Below are 23,847 nucleotides of genomic sequence, written 5' to 3'. Positions count from 1 at the left end.
TGGAATATCACTTAATTAAAGTAATTCAAATACACCTGCAGCGCCCATACCTCCACCGATACACATGGTTACCACGCCAAATTGAACATCGCGACGCTTCATTTCGTGAATAAGACTTAGCGTTAACTTGGTACCTGTACAGCCCAGTGGATGTCCTAGCGCAATGGCTCCACCGTTTACGTTCACTTTATTTATATCGAGATCAAGTCCTTGAATGACACGCACTGCTTGTGAAGCAAATGCTTCGTTTAGCTCGAATAACCCAATATCTGATAGATTCAATCCGGCAATCTTTAATGCTTTCGGAACCGCTTCAATTGGACCGACACCCATTATTTCCGGTTCCACACCAGCAACTGCAAAGGAACGGAATTTCACAAGTGGTGTTAACCCTTCAGATTCCGCCTTTTCCCGATCCATTACAAGAACAGACGCTGCGCCATCACTCATTTGCGATGCATTTCCAGCAGTAACCGAACCTTGCACATGAAAGGCAGGACGAAGCTTCGCTAAAATATCGGTAGTTGTACCTTCCCGAACTCCTTCATCCATCTCAAATGTGAAGGACTTTTCTTCTATTTTGTTGTTGCTTCCAACTACACGATTTGTTACTTCAACAGGTACAATTTCATCGGTAAACTTGCCCTCTCGAATTGCTCTGGCAGCATTTTCATGACTGCGGACAGCAAATGCATCCTGATCTGCCCGGGAAATACCGAATCGTCTAGCCACTTCTTCAGCGGTATGCCCCATCGACATGTAATAGCCTGGTGCGTCCTGAACAAGCTTTGTATTCGGTCTGATTACGTGCCCTCCCATTGGGACAAGGCTCATTGACTCAGCTCCACCAGCGATTGCTGCATTACTGGAACCAACCATTATTTTTTCAGCTGCATACGCGATACTTTGTAATCCTGACGAACAGAATCGATTAATCGTTATTCCTGGTACCGTATGTTTAAGTCCTGCCAGCCCTACAATATTTCGCGCCATATTTACACCTTGTTCAGCTTCCGGCATGGCACATCCGATGATTACATCGTCAATATCTCCGTCGTAGTTGCCAGCTCTTTTCAACGTTTCTTTCACAGTCAACGCTGCTAAGTCATCTGGTCTTGTATTTGCTAATGATCCTTTTTTTGCTCTGCCAACAGGGGTTCTAGCACCTGCAACAATTACTGCCTCTCTCACATTACTTCCCCCTTGTATTAGTTCCGTAGTGGTTTACCTTTTAGTAGCATGTGCTGCATGCGTTCCTGTGTTTTACGTTCACCAATTAAACTCAAAAATGCTGCACGTTCTAAATCCAGTAATACTTGTTCATCGACAAGTGATCCTTCTTTGATTCGTCCACCTGATAAAACATATGCTAGTTTTTCTGAAATTTTCACGTCATGTTCTGATGCGAATCCGCTTAATTGTAATGACTTAGCTCCCATCAGCATAGCTGCATAGCCTGAATCTCCTACTACCGGCACCTTTTCGCGTTTTGGTGCCAGGTACCCAGCTTTAACAAGTGATAATACTTTTTGTTTTGCATCATGTAATAAATGATCAGGATTAACACTAATGCCATCCTGGTTATTCAGATAGCCATTTTCACGGGCTTCCGCAGCAGATGTCGAAACTTTTGCTGTTGCAACCTTTTCGAATACATCATTAGCTACTTTTGATAAATCAAAATCTACACCTTTTGGCATATTACGAAGCTGCTTTAAGTAAAGCTCTTTCGTACCGCCACCACCAGGAATTAAACCAACTCCAAATTCAACCAGTCCCATGTAAGACTCCTGGGACGCCTGAATTGCGCTTGCTGGCAATGCAATTTCTGCTCCACCACCAAGCGACATATTAAATGGTGCAGCAACTACCGGTTTATTCGAGTACTTAATATTCATTGCTGCGTCCTGGAACTGTTTAACTACCATTTCCAGTTCGAAATAGTTATCGTCCTGCGCTTCCATAAGCATCATTGCAAGGTTCGCTCCAACACAGAAGTTCTTTCCCTGATTGCCAATAACGAGACCGTGATAATTTTTATCAACTTCATCCAGAGCGTAATTAATCATTTGAATAATATCGAGACCGATAGCATTGCTGTTGGAGTGGAACTCAAGACAAGCAACACCATCGCCTAAGTCTATTAAGCTAGCACCTGTATTCTTTTTTATCACACCATTTACTTCTTTTAATTGTTTCAAATTAATTTCTTTTTTATTAAACGTCTGTTGTTTGTATTCGCCATTATCGAAATAATAAACATTACCATTTTCAGTTTGATAGAATGATTCTTTTCCATCATCAAGCATCTTCAGAACCCAAGCTGGTACTGTCTCTCCTTCACTCTGCATACGTTCAACAGATTTACGAAGACCAATAGCATCCCACATTTCAAATGGTCCAAGTTCCCAGCCGAATCCCCAGCGCATTGCCTCATCAATCGATACAATATCGTCAGCGATTTCACCGAGTAGTTCAGCAGAATATAGTAAAGCTGGTTTTGTGATTGCCCAAACCAGGTCGCCTGCTTTATCACCTTTAGCTGATACAAGCGCTTTCAATTTACGACGGGATCCTTTTTCCTGTTTTGCCATTTCCGTTGCTTGCGTCTTCAGTTTTTTACGTTCTTCGTATTCTAGCGTTTCCGGGTTAAGCTCATGAATAATACTACCTTTATCCCCTTTTTTCTTCACAAAAAATCCCTGGCCGCTCTTTGCTCCAAGCCAACCATTCGCTTGCATTTTTAAGATGAAGGCAGGAATATCAAATACTTCTTTTTCCTTGCCTTCCACCTGATCGTAAACATTTTTTGCTACGTGAATAAAAGTATCCAGTCCAACTACGTCTAGTGTTCGGAAGGTAGCGCTTTTTGGCCGTCCAATTAGTGGACCGGTCACCGAGTCTACTTCACCGACACTATAGCCGCCTTTCAGCATTTCCTGCACGGTTACAAGAAGTCCATACGTACCAATTCTGTTTGCAATAAAATTCGGCGTATCTTTTGCTTCTACTACACCTTTTCCTAACACGTTTTCGCCAAATGTCTTCATGAAAGCCAGAACTTCTGGATCTGTATGTTTAGTTGGAATGACTTCAAGCAGTTTCAGATACCGTGGTGGATTGAAAAAATGTGTTCCGAGAAAATGTCTTTGGAAATCCTCCGATCGATCAGCAGCCATGTCTTCTACTGAAATACCTGAAGTATTTGAACTTACAATTGATCCATCTTTACGGTATTTATCAACGTTTGCAAATACCTTTTTCTTAATATCCAGATTTTCAACAACGACTTCAATAATCCAATCAACGTCGTTTAATTTATGCATATCATCATCCATATTACCAATTTCAATTAAGTCCAGATTACTTTTTGATGTGATCGGGGAAGGCTTTTGCTTTAGCAATGCCTTTTTGCCATCAGCTGCTATACGATTTCGAACCGTTCGATCATCTAAGGTAAAGCCTTTTTTCTCTTCTTGTTTGGTCAATTCTCGTGGAGCAATATCCAGCATAATTGTTGGTATGCCCACATTAGCCAAGTGTGCAGCTATTCCAGACCCCATCACTCCTGAGCCTAAAACCGCGGCCCGCTTGATTGTTTGGTTCATATTAAATCCCCTGCCTCCGCTTGAATGAATACTCATTCATTTTTATTCCTAAAAATAAAAGATAGTTTCCTATCCATCTACTTCATACTATATATTATATTCAGATATTTCGCAATCAAATTTATAAAAGTTTTTTATTAAATTATCTAAATTCCGCAGACTTAAATAAACAGGTGCAATTACTGACGTAGTTGCATAACCTCGTTGTTGGGTTGTAGTCAGTTACTTTGTCAGATTTGATGTAAACAGCGACGTAAGCCTCCTTGTGCTTTGCACGTGGCAACTGAAAAAGGTAAAATAGGGTACAAAATAAAGTGGATCCACGATCGCATCATCGAATTCACTTCGCGCACCTTAGGGCACGGCTTCAGCTTCCTCGGATAAGCAAAAACCGCTTTCCTGCGGGATCTTCAGCTCGCGCTGTTCCCGCAGGAGTCTCGTGAATTCGATGATGCTGGGTTATGGGGAACTATTAAATTTTAATATCTACCTCTATTTCAGCAGTCTCCTGTCGAACGCTGGGGCATGCATTTGTTGAAAAAAAACTAAGACATAAATAGCCTTACTTGTACTTCGTCTCACGTACCATAATTTAAGTGCTGCAGTTCCATTGCAATCATGCGAAAGCCGAGTGAATTTCAAACGCAAAAGGGTACCTACAATGTAGGTACCCTTTTGATCAAATTAACTCTTTAGTACTCCCTTTAATACAAACATAACGTTAGCCGGACGCTCTGCCAGACGACGCATATTATATGCAAACCAATCATCACCATATGGTACATAGACACGCATCTTGTAATCTTCTTTCAATAACTTTTCCTGCAGATCTTTGCGTATTCCAAATAACATTTGGAATTCAAATTGATCACGCGATAGACTAAGTTCTTTCTCCAACTGCTTCACATAATCAATTATCGCGTCATCATGTGTCGCGATTGCAGTATAATTACCATTTTCCAAGTTCATTCTAATAATCTTCTTATAATTTTCATCAACGTCTTTTTTAAGTGGGTACGCAACTTCCGGTGACTCTTTATACGCACCTTTAACGAGACGTAAGTAAGGGTTATATTCATTTAATTCATTAATATCATCTACTGTTTCAAATAAGTATGCCTGCAGAACTGTTCCGAGGTCGTCATACTCTTTCTTTAATTCCTTGAAAATATCCAAGGTTTTTCTATGATTCACATGATCTTCCATATCTATCGTTACAGTTACGTTATGTTTTTTTCCCGCGTCAAGAATACTGCGCATGTTTTCCATAAGAAGTTCTTCTGAAACATCAAGTCCCATTGAGGTCAGCTTTAATGAAACCTGTGAATCTAATTTCTGCTCAGCAATTACTTCAATTGCATGTATACAATCTAACGCATTTTCTCTCGCTTCTTTTTCATTATCGATAAACTCACCTAAATGATCAATCGTTACTACATAACCTTTATCATTAATTTCTTTTATTTTCTTTGCAGCATGGTCAATATCAGCACCAGCTACGAACCGTGAAGCGCCAAATTTAAAGCCATATTTCTTTGCAAGAACCGTTAGTGTTTTGTTTTTTGACAAAAATAAAAAAAAGTTACGCAATAAACGTTCCACATCCATTACCCCCAAGTATGATTCCTTCATCTATAGTGCCTTCTATAGTTTATCATTTATTTACAAAAAGGAATATATTTATTTACAGTTTATCGACATAGTTTTACGGTACCTGGCACATTTCCCAAAAAACTGGGAAATGTGCCAGGTACCGCTTATTGCTTCTGACTATTATGCTACTACATCATAGCCTTGTTCTTCTACTGCTTCGCGCATGTCGGCTACGGTTATTTCTGTGTCGTCGTAAGAAACATCAACTTTTCCAGCTGTTAGATGAACTTCGACTGTCGTTACTCCTGTTAATTTCTCAAGCGATCCCTTTACTGCTTTCTCGCAGTGTCCACACGTCATTCCTCTTACATTTAAAGTTGTTTGCATAGTGTATCCCTCTTTCTCCATATTTATAGTTTTACCCGTTTTAATCGCAACGAGTTCGTAACAACACTGACTGAACTAAACGCCATCGCCACACCAGCAATCCATGGTGCTAATAAACCAAGTGCGGCGATTGGTATTCCAGCAGTGTTGTAAGCAAAGGCCCAAAATAGATTTTGTCTTATATTTCGGATTGTAGCATCACTTAATCGAATTGCTTTAGGAATGAGTGACAAATCTCCACCCAATATGGTTACATCGGCAGCTTCAATTGCAATTTCAGTTCCGGTACCAATGGCAATTCCAATGTCCGCAATCGCTAAGGCAGGTGCGTCGTTTATTCCATCGCCAACCATAGCAACTACTTTACCTTTTTGTTGTATTTCTTTTACTTTAACCGCTTTTTGCTCTGGTAAAACCTCAGAAATCACGTGATCAATGCCAACCTGCTTTGCAATCGCATTTGCAGTCCGCTCGTTGTCACCTGTTAGCATAATCACTTCCAGTTCAAGATCCTTTAACTCCTTAATAGCCGATGCTGCAGACGCTTTAATCGTGTCAGCAACTGCCACAATCCCTCTGAATTCACCATTAATTGCAATCAGCATGGCCGTTTTACCATCCAGCTCAAAGTCAATCAGATCGTTTTCACTCGCCTCAAAAGCGATATTATTTTCTTTCATAAGTTTTCTTGTCCCAACTAGGACATCATCTTCTCCAATTAATGCTTTGATCCCGTGGCCAGGCACTGCGGTAAATCTTTTTGATTCAATAAGCTGCAGCTTTTTTTCTTGTGCGTACGTAACTACTGCTTCTGCTAAAGGATGCTCAGATCCTTTTTCCGCACTTGCAAGCAGCAGTAATGCTTCCTCATCACCGGTGAAATCAGTTACTTCAGGCATCCCTTTTGTAATTGTTCCTGTTTTGTCCAGTACAATCGCGTCCAGCTTGTGTGTTCGTTCCAGATGTTCGCCACCTTTAAACAGGATACCGTTTTCAGCTGCCTTTCCAGTACCAACCATTATAGATGTCGGTGTAGCAAGTCCCAGGGCACAAGGACATGCAATGACAAGTACTGCAATCGCAACGGTCAATGCTTGTTCAAAATCGCCTGGGGCTACAACTAATATCCATATTGTAAACGTTACGACAGCAATAGCGACCACAATAGGTACAAAATACCCTGAAATTATATCTGCCAAACGCTGAATCGGCGCTTTAGAACTTTGTGCGTCTTCTACTGCTTTTACAATTGAAGCAAGCGCAGTGTCTTTACCAACTTTAGTAGCTTCTACTTCAATCGAACCATTTTTATTTATGGTTGCACCTACTACGGTAGAATCAATGTTTTTTTCAACAGGAATCGATTCACCAGTAATCATTGACTCATCAATAGCGGTACTGCCTTTTCTAACAATCCCGTCCACCGGTATTTTTTCTCCAGGTTTCACAATAATTCGATCACCAGTTATAACCTCTTCAATAGAAACCATAATTTCCTCATCGTTCCTGATAACACGTGCCTGCTTGGCTTGTAAATTCAGCAATTTTGAAATAGCATGAGTCGTTTTCCCCTTCGCATTCGTCTCTAAATACTTGCCGACTAAAATAAGGGTAATTAATATAGCACTTGTTTCAAAATATAAATGAGGCATATACGTAGGATTTCCGATTGTTTTCAAGCTTTCATACAGACTGTAAAAGTAAGCTGCACTCGTCCCTAAAGCTACAAGTACATCCATGTTGGCACTTTTATTTCGCAGGTTATTATACGCCCCAACGTAAAACTGCCAGCCAATGATAAACTGAACTGGTGTGGCCAGTAGAAACTGAAACCATGGATCCATCATAATTACAGTTAACGTGATACCCTGAAAATGATTGAGCATCGTTGCTAATAGAGGGATAGAGAGTATGGCTGAAATAATTAATTTGATTCGCATTATCTTTAGTTGCTTTTCTTTGTGAACCCGCTTTTCTTCTTTATCTGCTTTAGGTTTCGCGTCGTATCCTAACTTTTGGATTTTTTCAATCATCGACTCTGTTGAAATAAGGTCGGGTTTGAACTCAATTGCTGCTGTTTCATTTGCTAAATTCACGGTAGCTTGCTGAATCCCATCCTGTTTGTTTAGAACCTTTTCAATTCTGGCGGAACATGCAGCACAAGTCATACCGTAAACATCAAACTCCGCCTTTTTTTCATCGATCACATTACTCACTCGAAATCACTCCCATCATTTAGAGAATTGCTTCATAACATCCATCAATTCTTCAATTGCCTCTACACCTTCACCTGATTGAACTGCATGACTGACACAATGTTTTGTATGGCGTTCCATCATAGTAAAACCAACCTTTTTTAACGCAGCATTAATAGCGCTTATCTGCACGAGGACATCAACACAATAGCGGTCTTCTTCCACCATTTTTTGTATCCCACGAACCTGGCCTTCTATTCGTTTGAGGCGATTCACTAATGCCTGCTTTTCATCCACGCTTCTTGGTGTGATTGGTTTTTTATCCATGATCAACACTCCTTTAATAGTTATATTTATACTATACCCCCCTATAGTATAGAATGTCAACGTCTCCACTTTTGAAATTTACTATTCAATAAATCGTAATCATTACTATTTACATATCGTAACCATTACGATATGATGTTTTAGGTAGAATGATTAAGGAGGAAAGCAATTGAAAAAGATTTGCACTATTATACTATTACTATTATTTTCATTAACTATAGCTGGCTGCACTTCAGATAAAGATAAGGAACAAGCGGGTCTGACCATTTACTCATCTATCTATCCCATCCAATATGCAACGGAACGGATCGCCGGAGATGGAGTTCAAGTTAAATCAGTTTACCCTCCAGGCGTTGATGCACATACCTATGAACCGACCTCAAAGGAGATGACGGATATTGCAAAAGCCGATGCGTTCATCTATCTCGGTGCCGGGTTAGAGGGATTTGCTGAAACCGCTGCAGGAGCACTGCAATCTGAAGACGTTGCATTAATAGAACTGGGTACGAATAAGGAACTTTTCCATACTGAGGACGAGCATGAAGCAGACCATTCTGAGGAGGAAACAGCGGACACTCACAATCATGGAGATCATAACCCACATATTTGGCTGGACCCATTACGAATGATCGACATGGCCAATCAAATTAAAGAAGAATTAATTGAATTAAACCCCGATAAAAAAGAACGTTACAATACAAACTTTACCGCTTTAAAGGAAGACTTATTAGCTTTGGATAAACAATTTAAAGAGACGCTTGAAACAAAAGAACAAAAAGAAATTCTAGTTTCGCATGCAGCTTACGGTTATTGGGAAGAACGCTATGGCATTAAACAAATAGCGATTCGTGGATTGACTTCAAGCGATGAACCGTCCCAAAAAGAACTTACCCAAATTATTGATAAAGCCAATAAAGAAGACTTAGAATATGTTATTTTTGAACAGAATGGTTCGGATCGTGTTTCTAAAATTATTCAAGAACAGATCGGTGCCAAAGCACTCCATATTCATAACCTTTCTGTTTTAACAGAAGAGGATATCAAAAATGGAGAAGATTATCTTTCCTTGATGAAACATAATTTAGAAGTACTGGATAAAGCTACAAAGTAGAAGAAATATAAGAATTACTATATTTAACAGACTAAGGCAGGTGTAATACTATGGTTACTTCCCATTCCATTGTCTCCATGAAAAATGTGGATTATGCATATGAAAACAAACACGTACTAAGCAAGATAAACTTCGAAATACCTAAAGGTGCTTTCATGGGCTTAATCGGTCCTAACGGTGGCGGTAAAACAACATTAATAAAACTTATATTAGGCATATTAAAACCTGACAACGGCACCATCTCATTATTTGATGAACCGATGGGAAAATTTAAAGCCTGGAACCACATCGGATTCGTTTCACAAAAATCCAATTCATTTAATAAAGGATTTCCTGCTACTGTCTTTGAAGTCGTATCGATGGGGCTGACCGCTCAAATTGGTTACTTGAAATTTTTCACCAAAAAAGATAAGTCAAAAATCTTACAGGCAATCGACCAGGTCGGGATGCTAGATTATGCTTATCAGAACATAGGAAATTTATCAGGAGGACAGCAGCAGCGTGTTTTTATCGCTCGGTCACTTGTAAACGATCCTGAATTACTTATATTGGATGAACCGACAGTGGGTGTCGATAATGAAAATGTACATCGCTTTTACGATTTATTACATCAGTTGAATCAGGAGCGTAACATTACATTATTGCTCGTGACCCATGACACCGGGATAATGACTGAACACGCAACAGATATAGTATGCTTAAACAAAACAATGCATTTCCATGGAAACCCCGAAGAATACTCGTCCTTAACGGACCGTGATATTTCGCAATTTTATGGTCACCCTGTCAATCAGGTCACCCATGATCATTAATATGGTCACTGAAAAAGTTACATGTGGTACAAAATAATGTAGATCCACTATCGCATCTTCGAATATACTTCGCTTTCCGTGGGCACGGCTTCAGTCTCCTCGGATAAGCAAAGACCTCTTTCCTGCGGGGCCTTCAGCTCGCGCTGTTCCCACAGGAGTCTTCGTATATTCGTAGATGCTAAGTAAGGGTGGTAAGATCGAAATTTATTATCCACCACTATTTCAGTTGCCTTATCATTAATATGGAGGAAACGTTATGCTAGCAGATATTTTAGAATATGACTTTTTACGAAATACATTTTTAACCGGACTGTTAATCGGCATAATCGCTCCGTTGCTAGGCACGTTTATCGTAGTTCGCCGGTTGTCTTTAATTGCTGATGCACTTTCTCATGTGACACTTGCAGGAATCGCGTTCGGATTACTGCTTGAGAAAAAATTTGCCACGACGCTTATAACACCGTTATACGGAGGGATGATTTTTTCCGTTTTAGGTTCGATTTTAATTGAAAAACTTAGAGGCGTATACAAAGCCTATCAGGAGCTCGCCATCCCGATTATTTTATCTGGTGGAGTTGGTTTGAGTGTCATTTTCATTTCGCTTGCGGATGGGTTTAACACTGAACTTTTTAATTATCTGTTCGGATCCGTATCAGCCGTAAGTCAAAAAGATTTTTTATCCATTTTAGGAATTTCTATATTTGTCATCATAGTTATATTTTTGTTTTACAAAGAATTATTTACCTTATCCTTTGATGAAGAACATGCGAGTGTATCCGGAATTCATGCAAAACGGATCCATTTATTGTTCATCGTATTAACTGCTCTGGTAATTGCTGCTTCTATTCGCATCGTAGGCGTCCTACTCGTATCTGCGTTGATGACTTTGCCTGTAGCAGCAAGTATGCGATTGGCACGTGGATTCAAGCAAACCATTATATTATCCGTTATCTTTGGTGAAACTGCTGTCATTCTGGGATTACTATCCGGCTATTATTTCAGCATTCCACCCGGCGGTACAATCGTTCTGGTTTCCATCATAATTCTGCTTATTTCGATTGGAACGAAAAAATTTAAAAGGAAAGTGGTGAAGTAAATGAATCTGAATGATGCTTTAACTCGATTAAAGGAACAGGGTTACAAAAATACAAAGAAAAGAGAAGACATCATGATATACTTCAGCAATGCTGATGGCTACCGTACAGCAAAGGATTTGATTCAATACCTTGAGCCAACTTATCCGGGAATTAGCTTTGACACAGTCTACCGAAATCTACATCTGTTTAACGAGGTAGGAATTCTGGAAACAACAGAATTAAATGGAGAAAAACAGTTCAGAATTTCATGCTCCCATCACCATCATCATCACTTTATCTGTAAGGATTGCGGGAAAACAAAAGAAATAGATATTTGTCCAATGAATGAAGTGGAAAATGCTCTTGCCAATTACCATATCGAAGGGCATAAATTTGAAATATACGGACTGTGTCCTGTCTGCAAATCGGCATGAACCAAAGAAGTGTATACCTGGCAGTTGGAATCGGAGGTATGGTTGGTGCAGTAAGTCGATATGGTGTTTCTGCTATTATTCCATCCGTGCACGGGTTTCCCTATGCAACCTTATTTACTAACTTACTCGGCTGTTTTCTGCTGAGTTTCCTATTAAATCATGCAGCACTCAAGCTGAAGTTATCGAAAAAAATGCTGCTGGCTGTTGGAACTGGAGCAATAGGTTCCTTTACTACATTCTCAACTTTTATGATCGAAACTGTTACGCTATATAACTCCGCTGAAGTGATAACGGCTCTTGCTTATATAGGCATAAGTGTTATCGGCGGTGTACTGTTTTGTTTTCTGGGTTACAGGGCAGCAACTGGAATGGGTGATCAATCATGAATATTATACTAGTTGCAGTCGGTGGATTTTTTGGAAGTATGCTGCGGTATCATCTTTCTTTGAAATTTGATAAACATATCCTGGGTACTTGGGTTGCTAACGTTTCGGGGTCGATTTTTTTGGGAGTGATGCTTCGTTTCTATCTAAATAACCAGTTAGCTGATTGGACGTGGTTATTGCTTGGGGTGGGGTTTTGTGGCGCTTTTACGACTTTTTCAACTTTTGGAAACGAATCACTGGAAATGATTTTAAATAAAAGATATAAACAAGCAATCATCTATATCCTCAGCACTATTATTATATCGTTTCTTATTGTGTTTTTACTGTTGTCTGGTATATGAGAGAGAGCTGAATCTATAAGATCCAGCTCTTTTTTTATAACTCAACTTTCGCACATAAAAAAATTAAGTTCCTGGAGACGTGAAATATGTACTTGAAGAGATATACAAATACGTCATTTTGTCTTTTTCTAAAACATGCTATTAGTTACTTTTGTCGAAGTTGATGGAAACTGCGAAGTAACCCGATTTAGCTTTAAATTTTTTAACAAATAGAGGTTCTATAGCTGCCGTCCAGGATCGCTGCGGGCGGATGCTTTCCGCGGGCACGGCCTCAGTCTCCTCGAGAAGAGCACTCTGCGGGGCCTTCAGACTCGTGCTGTTCCCGCAGGAGTCACCGCCCTCCGCTCACCTGAACTGGTAAAGCTATTACACCTTTGTTTTTAATTAAACCAATGCCTTGTGAAATAGACTGGGTGTTCAGTTAAAAATTTCGAGACATCCATATTATGTCTCGAGATTGGAGCGGATGGCAGTCGACTCCTGCGGGAGGACAGGCATACGTGAGACCCCGGAGTGCAAAGCACGAGGAGGCTCACCAGCCGCCCTAAGGTGCGCGACTGCCATCAGCGGAAATCTCGTTGCTGATACATTGTGGCCTATTTCCGGTGTTGAAAACAAACCTAAAGTTAATTCGCAGTATAGAGATTATGTGTCACTACGAAGATTAATTGCGAGATATTCAACTATTTCTGGAAGAATCACTTTATTTTATTCTGCGTTATTGAGTTATAAGTATAGAGGTTTAGAGCAAATGCCGGTATAAGTAAAAACTCAGCATTCGCTATTAAAGACGAGGCGAATGCCGAGTTTTTCTTAACCAAATACTTCTTCAAGTACTTTTGATTCTTCGTGGTCTAGCATATTTTTTTGAATCACTTGATTTACACTCTTATTCATTTGAGCTTCGACTTCATTTGCAGCATCTCTTTCTCCAACAATATAGATCTTTTCCCATTCCCGTTTTTTCCCTCGCTTATCAAGCGTTGGTGCTATACTTTTGTACCAGCGATGTTTGTTCGCTTGAAACCGGGCTTTAAATTTATCCTGCTGTGCACTTTTCCCGCCACTTCCCATCGAAGCATCTGCTTTATGCGGACCTGTCATTTGTCTCCAGTTATCTGTATTAATATCTAATTGATAATGCGTTGTATCCTTCACTTCACCTAACTCTGCATCAATCACTTTTATTTCATCCTGTTGTACTAAAATAATTCCTGACTTAGGAAAAGACTGCTGTAATTGCTTAAGCTGGTTAAGTTCTGGATAGCTCTCCCAGAAGAATTCTGTCGTTAAACGCATCTGGATTCGTTCTGCAAACCAAACCTCTTCATCAGCAGTAGCAAACAAAATAATTCCTTTACGGAAATTTTGTTCATTCTCGTTTACAAAATTTTTCACTTTCTCTTTTACTGATTTGAAGTTTTTAAGTTCTTCTTGATTATCGGCTTGCTGGAGGTAACTTTCGAAGTTGCGTAAACCATTTTTTAAATGAATTTTCCATTCTCCGCCTTGTTGCTCCGGATCGGATGGGTCGGTGTTTAAATACATAGTAAACACCTTATTGGAATTATCATTGTTCATATTTTCCAAGTCTTTTATATGCTTGTTTATATCCATTTTATTACCTTCCCTCCTAAAGAATCTATTACTAAATTCTTAACCGGTAATACCGATTGCTAAACATAAAAATATGGTATTATATAAACAAGTATTTGTTCAATTAACTGCCACCGCTAGTGTAAGAGAGTATTCCTTTAAGGTTAAAAAATTGATAAATATATTTAGACGATTTCCCTTAACTATTGAGGAGGAAGTTTTATGCTATTTATGTTAATAGTGAAAGCCTCAAAGAATTCAGAAGCCGGAAATCCTCCGAGCTCTGATTTAATTGAAGCCATGACGAAGTACAATGAGGAATTAGTAAATGCAGGTGTACGGGTTGCGGCGAAAGGACTTCATCCTAGTTCAAATGGAATTCGTTTTTCGTATCCGAATCCAGGAGAAAAACCGGTAGTTACGGATGGCCCATTTACAGAATCGAAAGAATTGATTGCCGGGTTCATTCTAATTGATGTGAAGTCAAGGGAAGAAGCTGTCGAGTGGGCGATGCGGATGCCGGACCCGCAAGGACATGGAGAAGGTCAGATTGAACTGCGCCAAGTATTTGAGTTTTGACAAATTAATAACTTGGCGTCAAGCCTTAGTTGCACGTATGCAGTAAGTAAGGATTTATACTTCCCTGCAAAAAAAAGTCCAGGAAAGTTCATCCTGGACTTACATTAACTGTTTTTAACAACTTTCACTTTTTTTATTTGATAGCCATCAATTTCATCTATTATGAACTGGTAATCACTGAACTCGACTGTAGTTCCTTTTTCTGCGTCCAGATTATGCGTGATGATCCAGCCACCCACTGTATCAACTTCATCATCTTCCAGGTCAATATCAAATAGTTCATTAATATCCTCTAACAAAACTTTTCCATCGAGTAACGTAGTATTTTCATCAACTTCTTCAATCATAGGTTTCTCATTTGTATCGAACTCGTCCCGAATATCTCCAACGATTTCTTCCAGTATATCTTCAACGGTTAATAACCCAGCAGTCCCACCATATTCATCAATAACGATTGCCATATGAATACGTTCTTTCTGCATTTGAATAAGAACCTGTTTGATCGGAGTTGCCTCAGTTATATGAAGAATCGGTCGTATATAGCTTCCTAACGATTCCTGGTCTTTATGAATATGACCAGTAAATATTTCTTTAATATTTACTAAACCTACAATATGATCTTTGTCTTCTTCTGCAACAGGGTAGCGTGTGAATTGACCTTCTTTTATTACATCAAGGTTTTCTTCAAAGCTGTCTTCTGCGAAAAAACAAACCATTTCGGTTCTGGGTATCATGATTTCTTTTGCTACACGATCATCAAATTCAAAAATATTATTTACATAGGTCATCTCAGACTGATTGATCTCTCCGCTTTTATAGCTTTCCGAAAGAATCAGACGAAGCTCTTCTTCTGAATGAGCAACTTCATGTTCATTTACAGGTTTGAATCCGAACAGGCGAATGAAAAGTCGCGCTGAACCATTTAAAAGCCAAATAAATGGATACATAATTTTGTAGAAGTAAATTAAAGGTCGCGAGAGAACCAGTGTTATAAATTCTGCCTTTTGAATTGCGATTGTCTTAGGTGCTAATTCGCCAATAACAACATGCAGGAATGTTATTACACCGAAAGCTATAGCAAATGATAGAACATCAGATAACCCCTCACTAATCCCGAATCCAATAAATAACGGATCAAGCATATGCTTGACAGTGGGTTCACCAAGCCAGCCCAGCCCTAACGCTGTAACTGTAATTCCCAATTGACATGCAGATAAATAAGAGTCCAGATTATCAACCAGTCGCTTCGCATAGACCGCACTCTTATTACCATCGGCAATTAAGTGATCTAAACGTGTTGCACGTACTTTTACAATCGCAAATTCGGTTGCCACAAAGAAAGCTGTGAGCAGAATCAATATGGCAACCATAAGTAAATTAACTATTTCCAATTATTATCCTTGTATTATTACAAATACAAGGATTTCACCTCCTGATTTGTTTTCCTATTAGTAAGCACGTTCATTGTGATTCAGCATAGAAAATAAGTTATCCTCTCTAAACCACTTACCTAGATAAAGTATAGGCTAAATTAAAACTCAAGTCTATAATTTAGTATTTCTTTTCACCCGTGAAGCATACATTTACACATAGAGAAGTTGGGACAAGGGTGGATTGCTAATGTTTAATAAAATGATATTAATTATCATCGGCAGCCTATTAATCGCTTTAGGCATTAACGTATTCGTGATACCAAACCATCTAATCGATGGGGGATTAATAGGGATTGGACTAATTTCGAAATATATATTTGGCTATAAACCGGGGTTAACTATAATTGTCTTGAGTTTACCAATATATTTAGTTGCATGGTATTATGCCCGTCCGTATTTTTATAATGGTATCCACGGTCTGCTGGTAAGTTCTTTTTTAATCGATCTGTTTCATCCCTTATCACATATTTCATCGTATCCACTATTCATTTCCTCCCTAAGTGGAGGTATATTAATTGGTGTCGGTATTAGTTTCATGTTAGCGACAAAGTCCAGTGCTGGCGGAACAGATCTTTTAGCTTTAATGGTTTCCAGAAAGACAAACATTAATGTAGGAATTTTAATTTTTATTATGGATACATTTGTGATTTTGACCGGATGGCTGCTTATACCTAATTCACATGTTATTTATTCAGGTATTATGATCATTACTGTCGGAGTAACAACTTTTGTGATGACTTCGATTAGCGCTAAATAAAAAATGTGGTTATACCGAAATGTATAACCACATTTTCATTATTCTTTTTTGTTGGGCAGTTTCTCAGATTTGAGCATCTTTACAAATGCTATCATCATTAACACTAATATCAATGTGAAAGGCAATGCTGAAATAAGTGATGCAGTCTGGAGGGCATTCAACCCATCTGCAACTAGCAATACAACAGCTATTGCTGTAATCAGTATACCCCAGATAATCTTACCATTTAAACCAGGATTCAGACTGCCTTTAGAAGTCATACTTCCTAAGATGTAGGTTGCTGAGTCTGCAGATGTTACTAGGAACGTAAAGATTAAGAAAATCGCAAGTACAGACATTACATCTGTTAAAGGAAGTCCGCCAAACGTTTTAAATAACGCTACAGCCAAATCATTGTTTACTGCTTTTGCAATATTCGTTCCGTTATTCAGGTCACTGAACAATGCAGTACCGCCAAATGCAGCTATCCATAAACAAGCAATCGCTGGTGGAACGATTAATACGCCAAAAACAAACTCACGTATCGTTCTGCCTTTAGAGACACGAGCAACGAAAGCACCTACAAACGGAGACCATGCAATTGCCCATGCCCAGTAGAAAATCGTCCAATCACGAACCCAAACGTCACCTGAGTATGGAGCTAAGCGCAAACTATATTGAATAAAGTTTGTAAAATAGTCGCCTAATCCCAATACAAATGTGTCTAAAATGAAACGAGTTGGACCAGCAATAAAAACGAATACTAAAAGCAGCAGACATAACCCTAAATTCAGATTACTTAACCACTTGATTCCTTTATTAAGTCCAGTACTTGAAGAAAGCAAATAAAAGAGCAGCATAACGCCGGCGATAGAGATTTGTAACCATAATGTATCCGGTAGGTTAAATACAGTTTGCAGTCCTCCACTCATTTGCAATATACCTAGTCCAAGTGAAGTTGCAACTCCCATTACAGTTGCGATTACTGCTAAGGAATCTATCGTATTAGCTAGTGGTTTATTGTTTCCTACAACAGGTTTAATCGATGTTGATATTAAACCCTTCTTTCCTTTTTTAAATTGCATAAATGCAATCACAAGACCAACTATAGCGAACACTGACCATTGACTAACTCCCCAATGGAAAAATGCGTATCCCATTGCTACTCGGGCTGCTTCTTCTGTTTGACCTTCAAGGCCAGGAAAAGGAGTCTTGAAAAAATGACTCATCGGCTCCGCTACTCCCCAGAAAACCAGTCCAGCACCAAATCCAGCAGAGAACAGCATACCTATCCAGGTGAAGAACGGATACTCTGGACGAGAATCGGCGGGTCCGAGTCTGATTTTTCCATACTTAGTAATTGAAATTCCGAGTAAGAATATGACGAAAATGAATACAGCTAACAAATAGAACCAACCAAAATTAACTGTAGTTAATTTGAATAGCTCACTAGCCACTTCACCAAACTTTTTTGGCATAAATGCACCGAATAATACTAAAAGAGCTACAATAATTACTGAAATAAAGAATACGGGATTTTTATACGTGTGTTTTTCCATAACTATTCCTTTCTTAAACGTTATTTTTGAAACAGTGAGACTCGAATATGTATTGCTAAAAATAGGTTAACATATGTACTATAACCAAATGCACTAGGAGCTAAACCTGAAATGCGGTTACAGACGCATTTCTGAAGTGAAAAGATTCCATTTAAAATGCAGTAAATATTAAAAGCAGCCTTTTTAGGGCTGCCCAAATTTATATTTATTCGTTAGGAAACTTTCCGTGTGAAGTAAACTCTTCCACTTCTTTGCGGGTTGAAGGCTTTTCTCTTTCTTGCAATTTTTCTTCAAGCAATTCCTTTTCCCCCATATAACCGAGTGCTATGATTGCATGAATCGCATAATTATCAGGGACCTGCATCACTTCTCTGGCTTTATCTCTGTCAAAACCACCCATTCCATGTGTTACTAAGCCTTTGCGAGCAGCTTCAAGCGAAAGAAACCCCCATGCTGCCCCAGTGTCAAATGCATGTGTAATATTATCACCAAATCGATCGGAGTCCATTTTAGAGGTGATTGCTATTAATACTGGAGCTTTTTTACACCATTCCACATTTCCTTCATATATAAAGGAATGAAATGCAGCACGCTCTTCATCGGTCTTCGCTACTACAAAATGCCAAGGTTGAATATTTGCCGCTGATGGAGCCCATCTGGCAGCTTCGAATACACTTAATAGTACATCGTTTGGTACTTCTTTATTTAGAAATGATCTTGGTGACCATCTTTTTAGATAAATTGGATCAATATCATGTGATGCAGTTCGATACTCTTCTGTATTATTCATTTTCCTAGAACCCCTTTTCTCTGTTCAAAAATGTAAAATTCCATAAATCATTATATCGCATCCAATTACTAAATGGAACCTTTTTACTTTTTGTAACAAACAAGTTGATTCTCTCTGCAATAGCATTTACTAATAAATTGAATTTATTTGAGGGATTACACTATTATTCTAGAAGCACAATATCTCTATACTGCGAATTAACAGCAATGAGATTCCCGCTGATGGCGAGCCTACTTGTGCCGCCGCAGGTGGCCACTGAAAAAGTTGTGTGTGGCACGAAATAGGTGGATCTATTTTCACATCTTCGAATATACTTCGCTTTCCGTGGGCACGGCTTCAGCTTCCTCGGATAAGCAAAAACCGCTTTCCTGCTTAGATCTTCAGCTCGCGCTGTTCCCACAGGAGTCTTCGTATATTCGAAGATGCTTAGTTAAAGGTGAGAAATTAAATTATAAAGATCTACTACTTTTTCAGTGACTTTAATCGCACTCCGGGGGCTCACCTATGCCTTTCTTCACAGAAGAGTCGACTGCCACCCGCTCCAACTTCTAGACAAGAGATGGGTGCCGACGAGATATTAACTGCACACCTGATTGCACGTCTATTTCAGCATGCATCAGAAAGATAAAACAAAGATATAAATAACTTTACCAGTCCTGGTGAGTGGAGGGCGGTGACTCCTGCGGGAACAGCACGAGTCTGAAGGCCCCGCAGAAAAGAATTCTTAAGAGGAGGGCCAACTAAAACCGTCCTTTGCGGACAACGTTGGCATACCCCTTGTCGGGGCAAGGAGACTGAAGCCGTGCCCGCGGAAAGCATCCGCCCGCAACGATCCTGGACGGCATATATGGAAGCAAACTAAAAATTAAGTCGCAGTATCTATCTGCACGTTTTAGTAATAGATATATCTGTAACTCGTGTGAAGTAACATAGTTCAAGTGCTGCAAGAACTGCTGTTTATTGCATACATTATGGTTTTCTGTGTGCGAAGTAAATTATTCGTACATAGGTTTATTGTATGAATGCATTGGGTAAAGAAAAAGAACCTACCCTTTAAAGGATAGATTCTCTTAAATAATTATCTAACGCGACGTACATGTCCTGTAAATACATTGCTCCAATAGCTGCTGTTCATACTTGCAACTGCAACACCAGTAGAGCTTTGAGATCCGATAAACTTACCGCCGCCTAGGTATATTCCTACATGGCCATTAGTTTTGTATGTGTTAAAGAAAACTAAATCACCAGGTTGTGCATTGCTGTAGGATACTTTTTGACCTACTCCTGAAAGTCCAGATGTACTAGCTGGAAGGGAAATTCCTCCCTGTCTGAATGCCCAAGAAACAAATCCTGAACAGTCAAAATAGCCATTACGGATGTCGGAAGCACTTCGTCCGCCACCAAATACATATGTTGAATTACCGATGTATTTATATCCAGCAGTCATAGCAGTCTGAATTCCACCGCCTGGTGCTGGAGGTAATGCAGCTGTACTTTTAGACTCTTTTTTACTTAACGTAGTGACATCTTTCGAATCACTTTTGCTGCTGTTGTTGCTTTGGGATTGCTGAACGACTGGCTGTGCTGCAGCTCGCTCGCGCTCAATTTTGACTTGAGCAATATTTTGACTAATCTCAGCTTCTAGTGATGCTAGTTTACTATCTTTAACTTTCAATCCATCTTTAAGTGCTTGTAATTTCGATTGTTTCGCCTTTAATTCTTCTTTATCTGCTATGTTTTGCTCTTTCTGTTCAACAATAGTTGCTTGCATATGTTCCAATTCAGACTTCATATCTTTAAGATTAGTTAATTTCTTTTCAACCTGATCCTGCTTATCTACCAATTCTTTTTTAGCTTTTTCCTGTACTTCCATTAACTTGGCATCAGAATTTGTAATCTTATTTACTGCAGATACTCGACTAATAAACTCTCCAAAACTGTTAGAGCCAAAAATCACATCCATATATCCAAGATTTCCACCAGTTTTTTGGTAGGAAACTATGCGTTCTTTAAGGATTTCAAAGCGTGCTTCAATTTCTGTTTCAAGTTTTTTAATCTCTTTTTCCATTGCGTCTACTTCTGCTTTTGTATCCTCAATTTTACCTTCTGTCTGCTCCATTTTTTTCTTGTTTTCTTTTAGTGCTTTGTCTACTTGTTCAATCTTTTCATTTAATCCATCTAAGTCTATCATTACGTCTGCAATTTTTGCTTCTGCGTCAGAAAGATTTTCTTTTACTGATGATCTTTCACTATGTATTTCGGACTGCTTATTTTTTAAATCTGATACCGTATCTGCTTGAACTGTGTTACTGATAAACATGCTACCTATTCCAACTACCACCACAGTAGTTAGGCTAATAAACGATTTCTTCAATTAAAATTCCTCGCTTCCCCTATTTCACACCCATATGATTATGTCTGATTCTCTCTATGTCTATTGAACTATGTAAGGTGATCTAATAATTTTCCTTGTTTTTATGTTAATTTTTATTTCCTTAGGCAATTAGTAGTATATCATCCAAAAATGACATGCATATGATAATAATATTACAATTACATTTCAATTGTGATTAAATTCCCTATTTTTTTACATAAATTGTAAAAATACTAGCAAAATAGGGGTTGAGCCAAAGTTAGAAGAGTTAGCGGGTTATCTATGCAATGCTATGTGAGGTATGTTCTTCCACAACAAAAAAACCGAGCGATATCGAATTGACCGTTCGGAATTCTAAATGTAATATACTTTGGTAATTGTCTCTTATCGTTAATCAAACCATCCCTTTTTCCTGAACCAAAGGAACATTCCAATTGAAATCATGAGCATTACGGCCCAAACGATAAAATATCCATACTTTTCATCGAGCTCAGGCATAAAGGTGAAATTCATCCCATAAATACCAACGATAAAAGTTAATGGCATAAAGATAACCGATATAACAGTGAGAACCTGCATTGTTCGATTAGTCTGATGAGCGTTCAGTGATAAGTAACTGTCTCTTATATCCTGAGTAAGCTCACGATTGGATGCAATTATATCTGCTACTTTTATTAAGTGGTCATGAATATCTGCAAAATACTCCCTGCGTTCCTGTACTCCATCAAGGTGATGAGAATTTAATATACGATAAAGTAAATCCCGCATTGGATGGGCAGTTTGGCGAAGCACCAAAAGTTCACCTCTTCGATCGAACAACTGCTCAAGTAAACTCTCCATGGATAACTTTTTTGTATTATCCTCGATTTCATTAATATGATCTTCAATACCATACACAATTGGGAAGTACTCGTCCACTACAAAATCCAGCAATTGATAGAATACGTAATATTCATCAACTAGTTCTTTGTTTTTTTCACGGTCCAATAATCTCATAACTGCATCTGTATATGTACATTCCTGTTTATGATACGTAACAATAAAATCGTCACCAATAAAAATGTCTATCTCGTTTTTGGCAAGTGATTTACTGTCCAGCGAGTGGATAACAAAAAAAGTATGGTCATCATAATAATCAAGCTTTGGACGCTGCAAGTCATGTATACAATCTTCAACTGCCAATGGATGGAAGTTAAAAAAAGTTTCTAATAATGCGGTTTCCTGCTCAGTTGGAGTAGTGAAGTCAGCCCAGTACCACTCATAGTTATTGGTTCTCAAATCCTCAAGCGTTACCTCTTCGACGGGTAAGTTACTATCTTTTTGCGCTTTTATTGTAATCATATAATCATACTCTCTTTTGATTTTATATTTTCTTCTTCCCTACTATTAATAAATTTACACCATTTATACTAGAGGTTGCTAATTTATTCAATTACTGGAAAAATAAGAGTTAGAATAAGCGCAATACTTTGAGGAGTTTTAGAAATGAAAATATCACAATTTGCTGGAAACCGCATTATCAAAACCGGTGTAGCTGTTTTTCTTACAGCATGGATATGTGAATTATTTAACTGGCCACCAGTTTTTGCAGTTATTACTGCAATTGTGACAATTGAGCCTACAGTAAATGATTCCATTAAAAAAGGAATTATTCGTTTTCCGGCTTCTGCAATAGGTTCAGCATTTGCGGTTTTATTCATCTCGTTATTTGGCGACTCACCAGTAACATACGCATTCGCTGCCGTGCTGACAATAGCCACTTGTTTTAAATTGAAATTACATGAAGGTTTGCTGGTGGCAACACTAACTTCTGTTGCCATGGTGGAAGTGATACATAGTAATTATCTGATATCATTTTTCATTCGACTTGGTACAACTACCACTGGACTACTAATCTCCACCGCAGTTAATATGTTTGTATTTCCCCCTCATTACTCGAGGGAAGTTGTCGAAAATATTAAAAACACCTCAAGAGACACAGGAATTTTAATTGAAAAAACATTTACTGATATCTTAGAAGAAAAAGATAGTATCTCTCAAAGTAAAACGGAGATGATGGAGCGTCTTGATAAAAAATGGGAACGAACGCAAAAACTAATACATTTTCAGAAAAACGAATCTAAATATCATCCTTTAGTTGGCCATGAGAAGCAGGTATTTCTTGGTACAGAACAACAATTGACGAAACTGCGTTTAATTCACTATCATCTGGACAATGTACTAAATACCGAGATTGTTGATATTTCCTGGTCACAAAATGAGCGGGCAATTATTTTAAAAGCAGTTAAAGATCTAGCATACAGCTTACAAAATCCAGAGGCTTTTAATGATAAGCAGCATACCATCCAAATAAACTTGCTAATGACACAATTCTGGGAGGATAACGGTGAAATTACTACAGGTAATAAGCGACATCCTACCCATTTCACACCGGAACTTATCATCTTGTATGAGTTAGTATCCATTTCCAACCTGGTAACGAATTTATATCGTTCTTTAAGTGATTAGTC

The 23,847-nt window shown here is 38.7% G+C and carries 21 protein-coding genes; 9 read left to right on the top strand and 12 right to left on the bottom strand.

Going from position 1 to position 23,847, the window contains the following annotated elements:
- Nucleotides 1–15: 15 nt before the first annotated feature.
- From VBD025_RS08405 to VBD025_RS08380, 6 genes are all read right to left on the bottom strand, one after another.
- Nucleotides 16–1,191 carry an acetyl-CoA C-acetyltransferase gene (locus tag VBD025_RS08405; RefSeq protein ID WP_430791167.1) on the bottom strand — a complete coding sequence of 392 codons (1,176 nt, stop codon included), beginning with the start codon at nucleotides 1,189–1,191 and terminating at the stop codon, nucleotides 16–18.
- A 17-nt stretch (nucleotides 1,192–1,208) separates the two neighbouring features.
- Complete coding sequence (locus tag VBD025_RS08400) at nucleotides 1,209–3,608, bottom strand: 3-hydroxyacyl-CoA dehydrogenase NAD-binding domain-containing protein (RefSeq protein ID WP_430791165.1); 2,400 nt, start codon at nucleotides 3,606–3,608, stop codon at nucleotides 1,209–1,211.
- Nucleotides 3,609–4,292: 684 nt separating this feature from the next.
- Nucleotides 4,293–5,210 carry a proline dehydrogenase family protein gene (locus VBD025_RS08395; RefSeq protein ID WP_430791326.1) on the bottom strand — a complete coding sequence of 306 codons (918 nt, stop codon included), beginning with the start codon at nucleotides 5,208–5,210 and terminating at the stop codon, nucleotides 4,293–4,295.
- Nucleotides 5,211–5,381: 171 nt separating this feature from the next.
- Entirely contained in the window at nucleotides 5,382–5,588 is a 207-nt protein-coding gene (gene copZ, locus VBD025_RS08390; protein WP_430791163.1) for a copper chaperone CopZ, read from the bottom strand.
- A 23-nt stretch (nucleotides 5,589–5,611) separates the two neighbouring features.
- Nucleotides 5,612–7,804: a heavy metal translocating P-type ATPase gene (locus VBD025_RS08385; RefSeq protein WP_430791161.1), complete on the bottom strand. Its 2,193-nt coding sequence runs from the start codon at nucleotides 7,802–7,804 to the stop codon at nucleotides 5,612–5,614.
- Between the two features lie 15 nt (nucleotides 7,805–7,819).
- Nucleotides 7,820–8,110 carry a metal-sensing transcriptional repressor gene (locus tag VBD025_RS08380; protein WP_430791159.1) on the bottom strand — a complete coding sequence of 97 codons (291 nt, stop codon included), beginning with the start codon at nucleotides 8,108–8,110 and terminating at the stop codon, nucleotides 7,820–7,822.
- Nucleotides 8,111–8,279: 169 nt separating this feature from the next.
- On the opposite strand from VBD025_RS08380, the gene VBD025_RS08375 reads away from it, so the two are divergent.
- The 6 genes from VBD025_RS08375 to crcB (VBD025_RS08350) all read left to right on the top strand — a co-directional run bounded on the left by VBD025_RS08375 (nucleotide 8,280) and on the right by crcB (VBD025_RS08350) (nucleotide 12,270).
- A complete protein-coding gene (locus VBD025_RS08375) occupies nucleotides 8,280–9,221 on the top strand; it encodes a metal ABC transporter solute-binding protein, Zn/Mn family (RefSeq protein WP_430791157.1) in 942 nt (313 codons plus the stop codon).
- Between the two features lie 77 nt (nucleotides 9,222–9,298).
- Nucleotides 9,299–10,033 carry a metal ABC transporter ATP-binding protein gene (locus tag VBD025_RS08370; RefSeq protein ID WP_430791155.1) on the top strand — a complete coding sequence of 245 codons (735 nt, stop codon included), beginning with the start codon at nucleotides 9,299–9,301 and terminating at the stop codon, nucleotides 10,031–10,033.
- Between the two features lie 256 nt (nucleotides 10,034–10,289).
- Nucleotides 10,290–11,129 carry a metal ABC transporter permease gene (locus tag VBD025_RS08365; protein ID WP_430791153.1) on the top strand — a complete coding sequence of 280 codons (840 nt, stop codon included), beginning with the start codon at nucleotides 10,290–10,292 and terminating at the stop codon, nucleotides 11,127–11,129.
- Nucleotides 11,130–11,543, top strand: a complete 414-nt coding sequence (locus VBD025_RS08360; protein WP_430791151.1) for a Fur family transcriptional regulator — start codon at nucleotides 11,130–11,132, stop codon at nucleotides 11,541–11,543.
- A complete protein-coding gene (gene crcB, locus VBD025_RS08355; protein ID WP_430791149.1) occupies nucleotides 11,540–11,929 on the top strand; it encodes a fluoride efflux transporter CrcB in 390 nt (129 codons plus the stop codon). Before VBD025_RS08360 ends, crcB (VBD025_RS08355) begins: the two co-directional genes overlap by 4 nt.
- Nucleotides 11,926–12,270 carry a fluoride efflux transporter CrcB gene (crcB, locus tag VBD025_RS08350; protein ID WP_430791147.1) on the top strand — a complete coding sequence of 115 codons (345 nt, stop codon included), beginning with the start codon at nucleotides 11,926–11,928 and terminating at the stop codon, nucleotides 12,268–12,270. The genes crcB (VBD025_RS08355) and crcB (VBD025_RS08350) overlap by 4 nt, the downstream gene beginning before the upstream one ends.
- 813 nt (nucleotides 12,271–13,083) lie before the next feature.
- Here the strand turns inward: crcB (VBD025_RS08350) and VBD025_RS08345 are convergent.
- Nucleotides 13,084–13,887: a VLRF1 family aeRF1-type release factor gene (locus tag VBD025_RS08345; RefSeq protein ID WP_430791145.1), complete on the bottom strand. Its 804-nt coding sequence runs from the start codon at nucleotides 13,885–13,887 to the stop codon at nucleotides 13,084–13,086.
- A 201-nt stretch (nucleotides 13,888–14,088) separates the two neighbouring features.
- Here VBD025_RS08345 and VBD025_RS08340 point away from each other — a divergent pair, with 201 nt between their 5' ends.
- On the top strand, nucleotides 14,089–14,445 hold the full coding sequence (locus tag VBD025_RS08340; RefSeq protein ID WP_430791143.1) for a YciI family protein: 357 nt from the start codon (nucleotides 14,089–14,091) through the stop codon (nucleotides 14,443–14,445).
- A 104-nt stretch (nucleotides 14,446–14,549) separates the two neighbouring features.
- Here the strand turns inward: VBD025_RS08340 and VBD025_RS08335 are convergent, their stop codons facing one another.
- On the bottom strand, nucleotides 14,550–15,836 hold the full coding sequence (locus VBD025_RS08335; RefSeq protein ID WP_430791142.1) for a hemolysin family protein: 1,287 nt from the start codon (nucleotides 15,834–15,836) through the stop codon (nucleotides 14,550–14,552).
- A gap of 229 nt (nucleotides 15,837–16,065) precedes the next feature.
- Here VBD025_RS08335 and VBD025_RS08330 point away from each other — a divergent pair, with 229 nt between their 5' ends.
- A complete protein-coding gene (locus tag VBD025_RS08330; protein WP_430791140.1) occupies nucleotides 16,066–16,635 on the top strand; it encodes a YitT family protein in 570 nt (189 codons plus the stop codon).
- Between the two features lie 38 nt (nucleotides 16,636–16,673).
- Here VBD025_RS08330 and VBD025_RS08325 read toward each other — a convergent pair whose 3' ends face one another.
- The 4 genes from VBD025_RS08325 to corA form a co-directional block, all read right to left on the bottom strand.
- On the bottom strand, nucleotides 16,674–18,173 hold the full coding sequence (locus VBD025_RS08325; protein WP_430791138.1) for a BCCT family transporter: 1,500 nt from the start codon (nucleotides 18,171–18,173) through the stop codon (nucleotides 16,674–16,676).
- 205 nt (nucleotides 18,174–18,378) lie between these two features.
- A complete protein-coding gene (locus tag VBD025_RS08320; RefSeq protein WP_430791136.1) occupies nucleotides 18,379–18,963 on the bottom strand; it encodes a nitroreductase family protein in 585 nt (194 codons plus the stop codon).
- Nucleotides 18,964–20,041: 1,078 nt separating this feature from the next.
- Nucleotides 20,042–21,337: a coiled-coil domain-containing protein gene (locus VBD025_RS08315; RefSeq protein ID WP_430791134.1), complete on the bottom strand. Its 1,296-nt coding sequence runs from the start codon at nucleotides 21,335–21,337 to the stop codon at nucleotides 20,042–20,044.
- A gap of 390 nt (nucleotides 21,338–21,727) precedes the next feature.
- Complete coding sequence (gene corA, locus VBD025_RS08310; protein ID WP_430791132.1) at nucleotides 21,728–22,678, bottom strand: magnesium/cobalt transporter CorA; 951 nt, start codon at nucleotides 22,676–22,678, stop codon at nucleotides 21,728–21,730.
- 144 nt (nucleotides 22,679–22,822) lie between these two features.
- Here corA and VBD025_RS08305 point away from each other — a divergent pair, with 144 nt between their 5' ends.
- Nucleotides 22,823–23,845 carry an aromatic acid exporter family protein gene (locus VBD025_RS08305; RefSeq protein WP_430791130.1) on the top strand — a complete coding sequence of 341 codons (1,023 nt, stop codon included), beginning with the start codon at nucleotides 22,823–22,825 and terminating at the stop codon, nucleotides 23,843–23,845.
- Nucleotides 23,846–23,847: the final 2 nt, after the last annotated feature.

The organism is Virgibacillus flavescens (assembly GCF_050574275.1).
GTDB classification, from domain to species: domain Bacteria; phylum Bacillota; class Bacilli; order Bacillales; family Amphibacillaceae; genus Virgibacillus_F; species Virgibacillus_F flavescens.
This window is presented reverse-complemented; position numbering and strand designations above follow the sequence as displayed.

Coding starts and splice junctions, on each gene's coding strand:
- VBD025_RS08400 (WP_430791165.1), bottom strand. CDS start 3,608: ATGAACCAAACAATCAAGCGGGCCGCGGTTTTAGGCTCAGGAGTGATG.
- copZ (WP_430791163.1), bottom strand. CDS start 5,588: ATGCAAACAACTTTAAATGTAAGAGGAATGACGTGTGGACACTGCGAG.
- VBD025_RS08380 (WP_430791159.1), bottom strand. CDS start 8,110: ATGGATAAAAAACCAATCACACCAAGAAGCGTGGATGAAAAGCAGGCA.
- VBD025_RS08370 (WP_430791155.1), top strand. CDS start 9,299: ATGAAAAATGTGGATTATGCATATGAAAACAAACACGTACTAAGCAAG.
- VBD025_RS08365 (WP_430791153.1), top strand. CDS start 10,290: ATGCTAGCAGATATTTTAGAATATGACTTTTTACGAAATACATTTTTA.
- VBD025_RS08360 (WP_430791151.1), top strand. CDS start 11,130: ATGAATCTGAATGATGCTTTAACTCGATTAAAGGAACAGGGTTACAAA.
- crcB (WP_430791149.1), top strand. CDS start 11,540: ATGAACCAAAGAAGTGTATACCTGGCAGTTGGAATCGGAGGTATGGTT.
- crcB (WP_430791147.1), top strand. CDS start 11,926: ATGAATATTATACTAGTTGCAGTCGGTGGATTTTTTGGAAGTATGCTG.
- VBD025_RS08345 (WP_430791145.1), bottom strand. CDS start 13,887: ATGGATATAAACAAGCATATAAAAGACTTGGAAAATATGAACAATGAT.
- VBD025_RS08340 (WP_430791143.1), top strand. CDS start 14,089: ATGCTATTTATGTTAATAGTGAAAGCCTCAAAGAATTCAGAAGCCGGA.
- VBD025_RS08330 (WP_430791140.1), top strand. CDS start 16,066: ATGTTTAATAAAATGATATTAATTATCATCGGCAGCCTATTAATCGCT.
- VBD025_RS08325 (WP_430791138.1), bottom strand. CDS start 18,173: ATGGAAAAACACACGTATAAAAATCCCGTATTCTTTATTTCAGTAATT.
- VBD025_RS08320 (WP_430791136.1), bottom strand. CDS start 18,963: ATGAATAATACAGAAGAGTATCGAACTGCATCACATGATATTGATCCA.
- corA (WP_430791132.1), bottom strand. CDS start 22,678: ATGATTACAATAAAAGCGCAAAAAGATAGTAACTTACCCGTCGAAGAG.
- VBD025_RS08305 (WP_430791130.1), top strand. CDS start 22,823: ATGAAAATATCACAATTTGCTGGAAACCGCATTATCAAAACCGGTGTA.